The 13,734-nt window shown below is 72.5% G+C and carries 14 protein-coding genes; 5 read left to right on the top strand and 9 right to left on the bottom strand.

Annotated elements, in window-relative coordinates; genetic code table 11:
* Positions 1-2: 2 nt before the first annotated feature.
* Genes KBX43_RS28575 through pdxH form a run of 3 tightly spaced genes read right to left on the bottom strand, consistent with a single transcriptional unit; the run spans position 3 to position 2,864 of the window.
* Complete coding sequence (locus KBX43_RS28575) at positions 3-929, bottom strand: aldose 1-epimerase family protein (protein WP_043327144.1); 927 nt, start codon at positions 927-929, stop codon at positions 3-5.
* Between the two features lie 16 nt (positions 930-945).
* The gene (locus KBX43_RS28570) at positions 946-2,238 is read right to left on the bottom strand and encodes an MFS transporter (RefSeq protein WP_043327145.1); all 1,293 of its coding nucleotides are present in this window, start codon (positions 2,236-2,238) and stop codon (positions 946-948) included.
* The gene (pdxH, locus tag KBX43_RS28565; protein WP_051611271.1) at positions 2,235-2,864 is read right to left on the bottom strand and encodes a pyridoxamine 5'-phosphate oxidase; all 630 of its coding nucleotides are present in this window, start codon (positions 2,862-2,864) and stop codon (positions 2,235-2,237) included. Before pdxH ends, KBX43_RS28570 begins: the two co-directional genes overlap by 4 nt.
* A 273-nt stretch (positions 2,865-3,137) precedes the next feature.
* On the opposite strand from pdxH, the gene KBX43_RS28560 reads away from it, so the two are divergent.
* The 4 genes from KBX43_RS28560 (at position 3,138) to KBX43_RS28545 (ending at position 7,945) form a co-directional block, all read left to right on the top strand.
* Complete coding sequence (locus KBX43_RS28560) at positions 3,138-4,244, top strand: citrate synthase 2 (RefSeq protein WP_043327149.1); 1,107 nt, start codon at positions 3,138-3,140, stop codon at positions 4,242-4,244.
* Positions 4,245-4,495: 251 nt separating this feature from the next.
* Entirely contained in the window at positions 4,496-5,623 is a 1,128-nt protein-coding gene (serC, locus tag KBX43_RS28555) for a phosphoserine transaminase (protein ID WP_210888255.1), read from the top strand.
* A gap of 191 nt (positions 5,624-5,814) precedes the next feature.
* Positions 5,815-6,894 carry a septation protein SepH gene (sepH, locus tag KBX43_RS28550; protein ID WP_043327153.1) on the top strand — a complete coding sequence of 360 codons (1,080 nt, stop codon included), beginning with the start codon at positions 5,815-5,817 and terminating at the stop codon, positions 6,892-6,894.
* 64 nt (positions 6,895-6,958) lie between these two features.
* On the top strand, positions 6,959-7,945 hold the full coding sequence (locus KBX43_RS28545) for an aldo/keto reductase (protein WP_113972155.1): 987 nt from the start codon (positions 6,959-6,961) through the stop codon (positions 7,943-7,945).
* Positions 7,946-8,025: 80 nt separating this feature from the next.
* Here the strand turns inward: KBX43_RS28545 and thpR are convergent, their stop codons facing one another.
* From thpR to KBX43_RS28520, 5 genes are all read right to left on the bottom strand, one after another.
* Positions 8,026-8,589 carry an RNA 2',3'-cyclic phosphodiesterase gene (gene thpR / locus KBX43_RS28540; protein ID WP_210888253.1) on the bottom strand — a complete coding sequence of 188 codons (564 nt, stop codon included), beginning with the start codon at positions 8,587-8,589 and terminating at the stop codon, positions 8,026-8,028.
* 4 nt (positions 8,590-8,593) lie between these two features.
* Positions 8,594-9,103 (bottom strand): hypothetical protein, encoded by a 510-nt coding sequence (locus KBX43_RS28535; RefSeq protein ID WP_030503563.1) that lies wholly within the window; start codon positions 9,101-9,103, stop codon positions 8,594-8,596.
* Between the two features lie 75 nt (positions 9,104-9,178).
* Positions 9,179-10,465: an MFS transporter gene (locus tag KBX43_RS28530; protein WP_064448807.1), complete on the bottom strand. Its 1,287-nt coding sequence runs from the start codon at positions 10,463-10,465 to the stop codon at positions 9,179-9,181.
* A 68-nt stretch (positions 10,466-10,533) separates the two neighbouring features.
* Positions 10,534-10,983, bottom strand: coding sequence for a MarR family winged helix-turn-helix transcriptional regulator (locus KBX43_RS28525; RefSeq protein WP_030503565.1), 450 nt, complete (start codon positions 10,981-10,983; stop codon positions 10,534-10,536).
* A gap of 61 nt (positions 10,984-11,044) precedes the next feature.
* A complete protein-coding gene (locus KBX43_RS28520) occupies positions 11,045-12,526 on the bottom strand; it encodes an NCS2 family permease (protein ID WP_043327162.1) in 1,482 nt (493 codons plus the stop codon).
* Between the two features lie 92 nt (positions 12,527-12,618).
* On the opposite strand from KBX43_RS28520, the gene KBX43_RS28515 reads away from it, so the two are divergent.
* Positions 12,619-12,882: a DUF2530 domain-containing protein gene (locus tag KBX43_RS28515; RefSeq protein ID WP_030503567.1), complete on the top strand. Its 264-nt coding sequence runs from the start codon at positions 12,619-12,621 to the stop codon at positions 12,880-12,882.
* 4 nt (positions 12,883-12,886) lie between these two features.
* Here the strand turns inward: KBX43_RS28515 and KBX43_RS28510 are convergent, their stop codons facing one another.
* The gene (locus KBX43_RS28510; RefSeq protein WP_043327164.1) at positions 12,887-13,726 is read right to left on the bottom strand and encodes a DUF3027 domain-containing protein; all 840 of its coding nucleotides are present in this window, start codon (positions 13,724-13,726) and stop codon (positions 12,887-12,889) included.
* Between the last annotated feature and the right edge of the window lie 8 nt (positions 13,727-13,734).

Raw genomic sequence — 13,734 nt, 5'->3', positions numbered from 1 at the left:
GCTCATACCTCCGGCCGGACGCCCCAGGCGCCCCGCCAGGTCTGCCCCGGCTCCAGCGTGATGACGTCCCTGCCGGAGCGGAACGCATCAGGCGGGCAGGTCATCGGCTCGACCGCCACCGACCGGCGGTGCCGTTCCCCGCCGAGCGTGTCGCCGGTGAACACCTGCCACCAGCCGAACTCGCGGTCCGCCCAGATCCGCAGCCCGGACGAGCCGTCCGGCGAGCCGAGCGTCACCGCCGAGCCGCCGTCGGCGTCCCGCTCGACGTCACCGAAGGCGGTGTCGAGGACCAGGTCGCCGATCGGGCGCGGGCTGGTGAAGTCGAACTCGGAGCCGGTCACCTCGGTCGCACCGACCGGAAGCAGGCGGCCGTCCACCAGCACCCGCCGCCGGGCCGGCAGGTGCAGCCGAATCCCGTCCACGCCGGCCTTCGGCAGTTGCAGGTAGGGGTGCACGGAGAAGCCGAACGGCGCCGGCTCGCCGGACAGGTTCGTCGCCTCGTGCTCGGCCCGCAGCCCGTCCGGGCCGACGCTCCACCGGGCCCGCAGCCGCAGCGCCCACGGGTAGCCGGGGCTGGGCGGCAGGTCGTAGCCGATCGTCACGCTCTGGGCCGACTGCTCGATCAGCTGCCACCGCGCCCAGTTCACCAGGCCGTGCAGCGCGTTGTGCCGCTCCGGCTCGGTGAGGTCGAGCTGGAACGACCGCTCCCCGAACGAGTAGACGCCGTCCCGGATCCGGTTCGGCCAGGGCGCGAGCACCTGACCGGCCGAGCCGGGGCAGACCTCGTCCTCGGCGTACCCGTCGAGGTAGTCCACGCCGTCGTGCCGGTAGGCCCGCAGCCCGCCGCCCACCTCGACCACGACGGCCTCGTGGCCGTCGGCGGAAATGGTCCACTGTGTACCGGACGGTGGCTGCACGTCGATCCCCATGTCGGCGACCCTACCGTCAGTGGCGCTCCTCGGCGGGGGTGGTCGAGCGATAGCGCAGCAGCGCCGGGAACGCCACCACCAGCAACACCGCGAGTACGGCGGCGGCCAGGCCACCACCGACCATGGCGACGCCGGTGCCGAACCCGGCGGCCGTCGCGCCGGCCCGCAGATCGCCCAGACGCGGGCCACCGGCCACCACGACGGTGTTCACGCCCTGGAGGCGGCCCCGCATCCGGTCCGGCGCGTAGACCAGCAGCATCGACTGGCGCAGCGTGGCGCTGACCAGGTCGGCGGCGCCGGCGACGCCCAGCAGCACCACCGCCACCCACAACTGCCCGGCCAGCCCGGCGAGCGCGATCGCCACGCCCCAGCCGACCACCGCCACGGTGAGCGCGAGGCCCTGCCGGCGTACCCGGCCGATCCACCCGGAGGTCAGGCCGCCCAGCATCGCGCCGATGGCGATCGAGCTGTAGAGCCAGCCCACCGCCGAGGCGCCGCCGAAGCGTTCCTGCGCCAGCTCGGGGAAGAGCGCCCGCGGCATGGCCAGGATCATCGCGATCAGGTCGATGGCGAAGGACAGCAGCAGCACCCGCGTGGTGGCCAGGTAGCGGAAACCGTCGACGATGCTGGCCAGCCCGGCCTTGCGGACGCCGCCGTCCGGGTCCGGCGCGGGCGGCATCGCGGGCAGCCGCAGCGTGGCCCAGAGCGCCGCCGTGTACAGCAGCGCGTCCGCCGCGTACGCGATGGGCAGCGCCGTCCCGACCTCCCACCCGGCGAAGATCAGGCCGGCGGCGAGCGGGCCGAAGACGGCGGCGGCGGTGAACGTGGTGAAGTTCAGCGTGGTTGCCGCCGGGACCAGCTCGGCCGGCACGAGCCGGGGCAGGATCGCGCTGCGGGCCGGTGAGGTGATCGCGAAGGCGGTCGACTGGAGGGCGACGAGCAGCAGGAGCAGCAGCGGGCTGCGCACGCCGGCCAGCGACTGCACCAGCAGCCCCAGCGTCGACGCCCAGAGCACGCAACCGCCGACGAGCAGCACCCGGCGGCGGTCCCGGGCATCGGCGATCGCGCCGCCCCACAACCCGAACAGCAGCAGCGGCACGAAACCGGCGATGCCCAGCAGGCCGACCCAGAGCGAGCCGCCGGTCAGGTCGAACATCTCCACCGGCACCGCCACGGCGGTGAACTGGAAGCCGAACATCGCGATCGCGTTGCCGGTCCAGACCCGCCGGTACGCGGGCACGCGCAGCGGGCGCAGGTCGATCGCCCAGCGGCGCGCACCCCGCCGCCGGGCCTGCGTGACGTCGGTCACGGCGCGAGCCGCTCGACGACGAAAACCCCGTTCCCGGTACGCCGGAAGCGCAGCCGGTCGTGCAGCCGGCTGGCCCGGCCCTGCCAGAACTCGACCGTCTCGGGCCGGACCCGGAACCCGCCCCAGTGCGGCGGCGCGGGGATCGGGTCCACGTCGGCGAACCGTTCCGCCGCCGCCCGGTACGCCTCGTCGAGCGCGGCGCGGTCCGGCACCACCGTCGACTGGGCGCTGGCCCACGCCCCGAGCTGCGAGCCGCGCGGCCGGCTGGCGAAGTACGCCTCGGTCTCGGCCCGGTCCACCGGCTCGACCCGGCCGGTCACCGTCACCTGCCGCTGCATCGGGAACCAGGGGAACACCAGGCTGGCCCACGGGTTCCCGGTCACCTCGGCACCCTTGCGCGACCCGTGGTTGGTGTAGAAGACGAAGCCCTCCGGGTCGTACCCCTTGAGCAGCACGGTGCGCCCGCTGGGCCGGCCCCGGGCGTCGGCGGTGCCGAGCACCATCGCGTTCGGCTCGGGCAGCGGATGTGCCACCGCGTCGGCGAACCAGCGGGCGAACTGGGTGTGCCAGTCCGGCGCCAGGTCCGCCTCGGTCAGGCCCAGGTCGGCGGCGTACTCGTTACGCATACCGGCCGGTGCGGGTGTGTCGCCTGTCACTGTGCTCGTCCCTCTCCCGGGCGTGCCGGCGTCCCCCGACGCTGGCCAGGCCCCGGTACCCAGTCTTCTCCCTCTCTCACCGACGGCCAGCGGCGGGGATGTCGTGTGGCGCACAGTGGCTGTGGGTCGCGCAGTCTGTTACCCACCGGGCAAGATGTTCCGAACCACATCCCTGAAGGGTCGCCTGAGCTGCGGGGCTCGATCAGCCCGCCCGGGCGCGCCGAGCCGAAGCCAGGAGACGACATGTCCGATTTCAAACCGGGCCTGGAGGGCGTCGTAGCCTTCGAGACCGAGATCGCCGAACCCGACCGCGCGGGGGGTTCACTGCGCTACCGGGGCGTGGACATCGAGGACCTGATCGGCCAGGTCTCGTTCGGCAACGTCTGGGCGCTGCTGGTGGACGGCCGGTTCGGCCCGGGCCTGCCGCCGGCCGAGCCGTTCCCGGTGCCGGTGCACTCCGGTGACATCCGCGTCGACGTGCAGTCCGCGGTCGCCATGCTGGCGCCGTACTGGGGGCTCAGCCAGCTTCTCGACATCTCCGACGAGCAGGCCCGCGAGGACCTGGCCCGGGTGTCGGTCACCGCGCTGTCCTTCGTCGCCCAGTCGGCGCGCGGCCTGGGCCTGCCGGCCGTGCCGCAGAAGGAGATCGACAAGGCGGAGACCATCGTCGAGCGGTTCATGAAGCGCTGGCGGGGTGAGCCCGACCCGCGGCACGTCAAGGCCGTCGACGCGTACTTCATCTCGGCCGCCGAGCACGGCCTGAACGCCTCCACCTTCACCGCCCGGATCGTCGCCTCCACCGGCGCGGACGCCGCGGCCTGCATCTCCTCCGGCATCGGCGCGCTCTCCGGCCCGCTGCACGGCGGCGCCCCGTCCCGGGTGCTCAGCATGCTGGAGGCGGTCGAGCGCAGCGGCGACGCCGACGGGTACGTCAAGGGCGTGCTCGACCGGGGCGAGCGGCTGATGGGCTTCGGCCACCGGGTCTACCGGGCCGAGGACCCCCGCGCCCGCGTGCTGCGGCGTACCGCCAAGGAGCTGGGCGCGCCGCGCTTCGAGGTCGCCGAGGCGCTGGAGAAGGCCGCGCTGGCCGAGCTGCAGGCCCGCCGCCCGGACCGCGTCCTCGCCACCAACGTCGAGTTCTGGTCGGCAGTGGTGCTGGACTTCGCCGAGGTGCCGGCGCACATGTTCACCTCGATGTTCACCTGCGCGCGGATGGGCGGCTGGTCGGCGCACATCCTGGAGCAGAAGAAGCTCCAGCGGCTGGTGCGCCCGTCGGCGACGTACGTCGGCCACGGCTCGCGCAAGCCGCAGGAGGTCGAGGGCTGGGACGCCATCCCGCACGGCGTCTGACGTCTCGCCCGGGGCCCCGCTTCCACCCGCCGGTGGAGCGGGGCTCCGGCATTTCCGGGACCGGCTCGCGGCCCGTGTGGCGGACGCCTCACCGACCGGGGTGGGACAGCCCGCCGGACGTGCCCGGACAGGTGCGAGGATTGCCGTGGCAGTGTCGCCGGAACGGGCTCGGACGCCCGCCGCCACGCGGCAGCACCTCGTCCGCGCCCTGCCAGCTCACCTCTCGCCCATGCGGAAGGATCTTCAAGACCGTGGCTGACGCACCGACCATCCGGATTCCCGACGAGATCAGGCCCGCCGACGGACGATTCGGCTGCGGCCCGTCCAAGGTCCGTCCGGCCGCGGTCTCCGCCCTCGCCGACGTCGCCACCAGCTACCTGGGCACGTCGCACCGGCAGAAGACGGTCCGCGACCAGGTCGCCCGGCTGCGCCGCGGCCTGGCCGAGTTCTACTCCCTGCCCGAGGGGTACGAGGTGGTGCTCGGCAACGGCGGCACCACCGCGTTCTGGGAGGTCGCCACGTTCGGCCTGATCCGTGACCGGGCCCAGTTCGCCAGCTTCGGCGAGTTCGGCGCCAAGTTCGCCAAGTCGGTCAAGGACGCACCGTTCCTCGGTGAGCCGACGGTGCGCAAGTCCGACGCGGGCAGCGCCCCGACGCTGGTCGCCGAGGCCGGCGTGGACGTCTACGCCACCCCGCACAACGAGACCTCCACCGGTGTCGCGGTGCCGATCAGCCGGGTGGCGGGCGCCGACGAGGGCTCGCTGCTGCTGGTCGACGCTACCTCCGGCGCGGGCGGCCTGGACGTGGACGTCGCCCAGACCGACGTCTACTACTTCGCGCCGCAGAAGTGCTTCGGCTCCGACGGTGGCCTCTGGCTGGCCCTGATGTCGCCGGCCGCGCTGGCCCGGGCCACCGAGATCAAGGAGTCGGGCCGCTACCTCCCGGCCTTCCTCGACCTGGTCACCGCGATCGACAACTCGCGGCTGGAGCAGACGTACAACACCCCGGCGCTGGCGACCATCTTCCTGGCCGCCGAGCAGACCGACTGGATGAACTCCCAGGGCGGGCTGGCCTGGGCGGCCAAGCGCACCGCCGAGAGCGCCGGCATCGTGTACGGCTGGGCCGAGCGCTCGTCGTTCGCCACCCCGTTCGTGGCGGACCCTGCGCTGCGGTCCAACGTGGTCGCCACCGTCGACTTCGCCGACGGGGTGGACGCCACGGCGATCGCCAAGGTGCTGCGCGCCAACGGCATCGTCGACACCGAGCCGTACCGCAAGCTGGGCCGCAACCAGCTGCGGGTGGCGCTGTTCCCGGCCGTCGAGCCGGCCGACGTCGAGGCGCTCACCGCGTCCATCGACTACGTGGTCGAGCGACTCTGATCACGCCGTCACGGTGCGTGGCCGTCAGGGCTCCGGCGGCCACCCACCGTGATCATTACCGCAGCTCAGTCACGACATGCCGGGGTGTCGCAGTCCCCATCGGCGGGTAGATGAGCGTACGGTGGTGCGAGACGCCCGGGTGGCCGGCTCCCGTGGCGTGACGGCCAGCGAAGCGGGACGGAGGCAAGCCCATGCGCCCAGTACGCTTCGTCGCCCTCTCCGAGGACGGCCAGGCCCTGGTGCTCGCCGACGAGGTGGGGCGCCTGCTGGCGCTGCCCATCGACGAGCGGATCGCGTCGGCGCTGCACGCCGAGCCGGGTGCCCCGCCGCTCGCTGTGGTGCCGAGCGCCACCGACCCGACGCCGTCGCTGTCCCCACGGGACATCCAGGCCCGCATCCGCTCCGGTGAGTCCGCCGAGGACGTCGCCCGCATCGCCGGCGTGCCGGTCGACCGGGTGCTGCGCTACGCCGGCCCGGTGCTTCAGGAGCGGGCCATGCTCGCCCAGCACGCCCGCCGCACCCGGCTGAAGGGCGCGGAGAAGCCGACCCCGCTGGCCGAGGTCGTCAACGGCCGGCTGGCCCAGCACGGCATCGACACCGAGAAGATCTCGTGGGACGCCTACCGCCGCGACGACGGCACCTGGCGGATCATCGCGACCTGGCCGTCCGGCAAGGCCACCGCGCAGGCGGTGTGGGACCTGGACAAGACCCGGCAGAACGTCGCCCCGCACGACGACATGGCGCAATACCTCTGCGCCGAGCGGCCCACGCCGATCCTCGGCCAGGAGCCGGCGCCGGAGCGGGGCGGTCACGCGCTGCCCGGTCCGTCGCGTGGCGAGCCGAGCCGGGGCGGGCACGGCCTGCCGGCCGCCTCCGAGCACGCCCGTCCGGGGCGTGACCCGATCCGCGCCGGCCGGGACGCGCTGCTCGCCTCGCTGGACCGGCCGCTCGGCGGCACGTCCGGGCGCGGTCTCGACACCCGCTCCCCGGCCGCGCAGGAGGCGCCCCGCCAGCGGGCCGTCGCCGGTGGCGCCGCCGCGCTGCTCGGGGGCGGGCAGGGCTCGGCCTTCGACGACGACTCGGACGCGCCGAAGGAGATCCCGGCCGTACCCTCGCTGGCAGTGCTGCGGCCGCGGCGCACCGGTGCCGCGGCGGCGACCGGCGGCGCGGGCGGCGAGTCCACCGAGGCCGGTGGCAAGCCACGCAAGCGGCTGCCGAGCTGGGACGACGTGCTCTTCGGCACCGGCCCGGCGGCCCGCGAATCCTCCTGATCCGCAAGCTCCACCCTGGCTCGTTGAGAGGGCACTCCAGGTGCCGGCGTGCCAGGGTGGAGTCATGGAGTACACGAACCTGGGACGCACCGGCCTGTCCGTGAGCCGACTCTGCCTCGGCACGATGAACTTCGGTCCGCAGACCGACGAGCCGGACAGCTTCGCCATCATGGACCGGGCGCTCGAACACGGGATCAACTTCTTCGACACCGCGAACGTCTACGGCTGGAAGCTCGGTGAGGGCGTCACCGAGCACATCGTCGGCCGCTGGTTCGCGCAGGGCGGCGGGCGCCGCGACAAGGTCGTCCTCGCCACCAAGGTGTACGGCAAGATGGGCGAGTGGCCCAACGAGCAGGGCCTGAGCGCCCGGCACATCATCCGGGCCTGCGAGGACTCGCTGCGCCGCCTCCAGACCGACACGATCGACCTCTACCAGATGCACCACATCTCCCGGGCCACGCCGTGGGAGGAGATCTGGCAGGCGATGGAGACGCTCGTCGCGCAGGGCAAGGTGCTCTACGTCGGCTCGTCCAACTTCGCCGGCTGGCACATCGCGCAGGCGCAGGCCGCAGCCGGTAAGCGCAACTTCCTCGGCCTCGTCTCCGAGCAGTGCATCTACAACCTGCTGACCCGGTACGTCGAGCTGGAGGTCGTGCCGGCCGCCCAGCACTACGGGCTGGGCATCATCCCGTGGTCGCCGCTGCACGGCGGGCTGCTCTCCGGCATCATCCGCAAGATGGCCGAGGGCAGTGCGGCGCGCGGCACCACCGGCCGCTCGGCCGACGCGCTGGCCGAGCACCGCGGCACGATCGAGGCGTACGAGAAGCTCTGCGCCGACCTGGGCCACGACCCGGCTGACGTGGCGCTGGCGTGGCTGCTGTCCCGTCCGGGTGTGACCGCCCCGATCGTCGGCCCGCGCACCATGGACCAGCTCGACCGCAACCTCGGCGCGCTCGACGTCCACCTGGACGAGCCCACGCTGACCCGCCTGGACGAGCTGTTCCCGCCCGTAGGCAACGGCGGCCCCGGCCCCGAGGCCTGGGCCTGGTGAAAGGAAGGGCCCCTTCTTAACGCCTCAGGTAGAGAAGGGGCCCCTTCTTAACACGCCGCCGAATTAGCACGCCGCCCGCATCAACGCGCCGGCGCGAGCGCCCACGCGGCGATGCGCGTGTGGCGGGGCGTACTGCCCGGGTGGCTGCGGGTCAGCATCACCTCACCGGCCGACCACTGTGGGCCGGCGTACCCGTTGAGGGTGTCCCGGTCGGCGTGGAGGTCGGCCTCGGGCACCCGGTCACCGGGGCGGGCGATGGTCAGGTGCGCCCGGAACGGCTTGTCGTCGCAGGGCAGCCCGGCCTCGCGCAGCCCGCCGCGGATCGAGCGGGCGAGCGCGTCGAGCGCCTCGACGTCGCCGCGTACGTCGACCCAGAGCACAGTGGACCGGCCCTGACCGAAGCTGCCGCCGCCCGCGAGGCGCAGCAGTGGGGCACGAGCTGTCCGGGCGGCCGAGGCGAGCGCGTGCTTCACGTCGGGGAGCCGGACGTCCGGCACCTCGCCGAGGAAGGCCAGCGTGAGGTGCAGGTCCGCCGGATCGGCCAGCCGGGCGTGGCGGGCGGCCGCGACCCGCAGGCCCTTGACCCGGGCGGTCAGGTCCTCGACCGCCACGGCAGGTGGGTAGATCGCCGCGAAGAGACGCACCAGGTCAGCGGTGCCGCTGGTGGTGCGCGGCGCGGGCGGCCGGCAACGTCAGCCCGGCGGCGTGCAGCAGCCCTTCGACGCGTACCCGTTCGATCTCCCGGTCGACGCCGTCCAGTTCGGCCAGGTGCTCGTCGATGCCGAGCGCCCGGCAGGCGGCGCGCAGCCGTTCGTCGTACGCCTCGATGACCGCGCCGTGCCACACCACGCTGCGGTCGTTGGCGGCGAGCCGGTGGCCGCCGAGGCGGCGCAGGTCGGTGGCGAGCTGGTCCAGCGGCCGTCGGCCGTCCCGGTCGAACTCGGTGAGGTCGATGTCGCGGGTCAGCGCCTCGGCCTCGATGGCCCGGTCGAGCCGCGCGATGGTACGGCGTTCCCGGCGCTGCTCCCGCCACTCGGCCCACCCGCACGCGACCCGGTCGATGATCTCGTCAGCGCAGAACAGCAGCGCGAACAGGGCGGGCAGGCAGCAGACGGCGAGGATCGCCAGCGCCAGCAGCAGTCCCTGCCCCACTTCCACACATCGACGCTAAGCCCTGCCGCACCGGCCCGCCACCCGTTTGGGTAATCGGGCCGGTACGACCGGCTATCGGGGCTACTTGGCTCCGGGCGACACGACGTAGAAGCGGGGCATCGGGAGCACCCGCATCCGCAGCCGGGCGCCGGAGCGGCGCAGCTGCCAGGTGAGCGCCAGCAGCGCGGCGGTCAGCGAGATCAGGCCGCCGGCCCAGATGCTCGCGCCCGCGCCGTAGTGCTCGGCGACCCAGCCGATCAGCGGCGCGCCGACCGGGTTGGTGCCCAGGAACACCAGCACCCACAGCGCCATCACCCGTCCCCGGAAGGAGGCGTCGACACCGAGCTGGACGCGCTGGTTGGCGGCCTGAGCGAAGTAGATCATGAAGAACCCGGCGGGCAGCAGCAGCGCCACGACCAGCCAGTACGCCGGGGCGAGCCCGACGAGCGTGCCGAAGACCGCGCAGCCGATCGCGGCACCGAGCACGAGCCAGACCGAGGGCCGGCTGCGCCGTCCGGTGCCGGCCAACGCCCCGACCAGCGCACCGGCCGCGAGCGCGGTGCTGAACAGGCCGAACGAGGCGGCGCCGGTGTTGAACACGGTCTTCGCGAGCGCGGCGAGGGTGAGCTGGAAGTTGAACAGGCTCATCCCGATCACCGACATGAGGACCATCGGCAGCAGGATGTCGGGGCGGCGTGCCACGTACCGGAGGCCGTCGACCACCCGGGCCTGGTCCCGCTCGCCGACCGGCGGCAGGTCCTTGCGGTGCAGTTCCTCGGTACGCATCCGGACCACGTTGACCAGCGGGGCGATCGAGCTGAGCGCGGTGACCAGGAAGACCGGGCCGACGTCGACGGCGGCGATGGCCAGGCCGGCGACGGCGGGGCCGACGATCCGGGCGGAGTTGAACACTGCCGCGTTGAGCGAGAGCGCGTTCGGCAGCAGCGGCATGCCGACCAGCTCGGAGACGAACGCCTGACGGACCGGTGTCTCGACCGCGTTGGAGACGCCGAGCAGGGCGGCGAACGTGAAGACGTGCCAGAGCTGCACCAGGCCGGTCAGGACCAGGACGCTCATGGCCAGCGCGAGCACGGTCCAGAACGCGTTGGCGACGAAGAGCAGCATCCGCTTGTCGTAGCGGTCGGCGAGCCGTCCGGAGAGCAGCGTGAGCAGGAGTACGGGCGTGAACTGCAACGCGGTGACCACGCCGAGCGCGGTCGCCGAGTTGTCGCTGAGCTCGAGCACGAGCCAGTCCTGGGCGATGAACATCATCCAGACGCCGATCAGTTTGATCAGCTGCCCGGTGGCGAAGAGTCGGTAGTTACGGACCCGTAGGGACTGGAACATCGTGCTCAATTTGGCCTGCACTCTAGGTGCGCCTCCTTGCGTCGGTACGCTTCATCCACAGCTGACGAAGCGAACCGCGGGCGGCGGTGTCAGGCGCGAGCGATGCCCTGGAGGATGTCCGCGGCGCGCCGTAGCGTTTCGCGTTCGTCCTCGGTGAGCTCGGCCAGCCGGGTGGCCAGCCACTCGTTGCGGGCCCGCTCGAACTGGTCGAGTACGGCCCGTCCCCCTTCGGTAGCCGCCAGGATGACCTGCCGTCCGTCGGTCGGGTGGGGGGTGCGTTGCACGAGGCCCCGCTCCTCCAGCTTCGCGACGATCTTCGTCATCGTGGGCGGCTGCACCCGTTCGACATCAGCGAGTTCCCGTGGTGTGAGGGCGCCCGCCAGGTTGAGGCTGGTGAGCGCCGACAGCTGGGTGACTGTGAGGTCGCCGACCGGCCGGGCCTGTCGGACCCGCCGGTTGAGCCGGGTGATCGCATCTCGCAGCTGAGGGGCCAGCTGCGCCGGTGGCACGCGTTTCGCCGTCACCGTCCGCTCCGTCACGGTAGTTAGCTTAACTAATGAGCCTGGCTAACGACACGCGTTATGACCAGGCTCACCAGCGTCAGAGCAACACGGACTCGACCGGCCCGCGCAGGAAGTACACGATGAACAGCGCGGCGACCCCGTACAGGAGCGGGTGGACCTCCCGGGCCTTACCCTTCGCCACCTTCAGCAGCACGAAGCTGATCACGCCGGCCCCGATGCCGTTGGAGATCGAATAGGTGAACGGCATCAGCGCGATGGTGAGGAACGCCGGGATGGCGATCTCGTAGTCGGTCCAGTCGATCGTGCGGACCGCCGTCATCATCAGGAAGCCGACCACCACCAGGGCCGTCGACGCGGCCTCGAACGGCACGATCAACGACAGCGGCGCGAGGAACATGGCCAGCAGGAACAGGCTGCCGGTGACCAGGTTGGCCACGCCGGTCCGGGCGCCCTCCGCGACACCTGCGGCGCTCTCGATGTACGACGTGTTGCTGGACACCGAGGCGGCGCCACCGGCCGCGGCGGCGATCGAGTCGACGAGCAGGATCTCCTTGGCCTTCGGCGGGGTGCCCGTCTCGTCGAGCATGTCCCCTTCCTGGCCGATCGCGACCATCGTGCCCATGGTGTCGAAGAAGTCCGTGATCAGCAGCGTGAAGATGAACATCAGCGGCACCAGCCAGCCGACCCGGCTCCACGAGTTCAGCACGTTGAACTGGCCCAGCAACGACAGGTCGGGCACGTCCACGATCTGCTTCGGCAGCTCGGGCACGTTCAGCGCCCAGCCCTTCGGGTTCGGCTTGCCGTCGACGAAGGACGGGCCGACGTTGGCGATCGCCTCGACCACGATGGCCAGCACGGTGGAGGCGAGGATGCCGATCAGGATCGCGCCCCGGACCCGGCGTACCACCAGGACCAGCGTGATCAGCAGGCCGACCACGAAGACCAGCATCGGCCAGCTGACGATCTTGCCGTTGATGCCCAGCCCGACCGGCACGGTGGAGTTCGCCGCGTCCGGCACACGCCGGACGAACCCGGCGTCGACCAGGCCGATGATGGTCAGGAACAGACCGATGCCGACGCCGATCGCGGTCTTGAGCTGCGTCGGCACCGACCGGAACACCGCGGTACGCAGTCCGGTGAGCACCAGGATGCCGATCAGCACACCCTCGATGACCACCAGGCCCATCGCGTCCGCCCAGGTCATCTGGGGCGCGATCTCGTACGCGACGAGCGCGTTCACACCCAGGCCGGCCGCGAGCGCGATCGGGAACCGGGCCACCACGCCCATCAGGATGGTCATCAGGCCGGCGACCAGCGCGGTCGCCGCGGCGAGCGCCGGAATCGCCAGCGAACGGCCGTCGCCGTCCTTCCCGCTGCCCAGGATCAGCGGGTTCAACACCACGATGTACGCCATCGTGAAGAACGTGGCGAAACCGCCCCGAAGCTCCCGGCTCAGCGTGGACCCGCGTGCCGAGATCAGGAAGAAGCGGTCGAAGCCGTTACGTGGATGCGCGGGATCGGGCGGAGTGCCGTGATCCGGCGGTGGAGCAATGGACATGGTTCCTCATCTGGTCATCGGCCGGGTTTTGTCGCGCGCATCGTCCCAGATCACCTGGCGGGCAGGGAAGAACGATCACGTAGGCTGGGCCGGTGTCACAGGAGCAACAGCCGCGGCCGGAGCCGCTCGACCCGCCGATGGTGCCGTTCGCCGTCGCCGGGCTGATCGCCTGGGCGGTGGCCGGTCTGGTGCTACTGATCTTCTTCCGGGACTGGCTCACCGAGTCCGGGCGTCAGAACTGGCTCTGGACCTGCCTGGCCGGTTTTCTGTGGGGCTTTCCCGGCCTGGCGGTGATGATGCGGCACGACGCCAACCGGCGTCGCCGACGCGCGGCCGCCGCGCAGCGGCCGCGCTGACCGGTCAGGGGTGGCCGTACGGCTCCGCCGGCTCGGACGCCTCGACCGACCCGGGGGCCCGGCTGACCGTCATGGCCTCGACCGCGCTGTCGTCGTAGACGGTGGGCAGCTCCTCGACGGGCGTCTCGGGCGTCTCCACAAGCGTCTCCGAGTGCGCGCCGCACCCGTGGTCGGCGCTGACCACCCGGCCGTCGTCGGGCGCGTAGAAGTTGCCGCACGCGCCGAAGGCCAGTCGCAGCGCCCCGGCCAGCGGCAGGTAGAAACCGCAGGTGCCGCAGCGGGCGGCGGCCGGCGCGGCCGTCGAGATCGCGGCGTCCGGGCCGTGGTCACCGTCGTACCAGCGCTGGGCGGTCTCGGCGCGCCCCTCCCGGGACAGCACCCGGGCCCGGCCCAGCCCCAGCTCCCAGGCGGTCTCCTCGACCGCCGGGTCGTCGGAGAGCAGGTAGCCGGGGGCGAGCCGCTCGTCGTCGGCCGGGGTGGGCAGCAGGTCGCCCGGGCCCAGGTCGCCCGGCTTGAGCCGCTCCTGCCAGGGCAACCAGCCCGGGGCGAGCAGCGCGTCCGGGCCGGGCAGCAGCACCGTCTCGCAGATGGTGACGTGCCGGCTGCGCGGCACCCGGGTCACCGTGACGGCCCAGCGCCAGCCGCGGTAACCGGCCATCCGGCATTCGAAGTAGTGGGTGACGACCCGGTCGCCCTCGGCGACGGCCTGGAGATGGTCGCCGATGTCTGTCGGCTCCACCTCGGTGATGGCGTCGCGGGCCACCTCGACGGCGGCGGCGCAGACCTGGTCGAGCCGGGGAGCGCGGGCGGAGGCGGGCCTGGTCACCGGACCATTGTTCCCCATGCCGGTCC

It is taken from the genome of Micromonospora sp. C41 (assembly GCF_018070485.1).
Taxonomy (GTDB): domain Bacteria; phylum Actinomycetota; class Actinomycetes; order Mycobacteriales; family Micromonosporaceae; genus Micromonospora; species Micromonospora chalcea.
The sequence above is the reverse complement of the archived record's forward strand: the minus strand, read 5'-3'. Positions and strand labels throughout refer to the sequence as shown.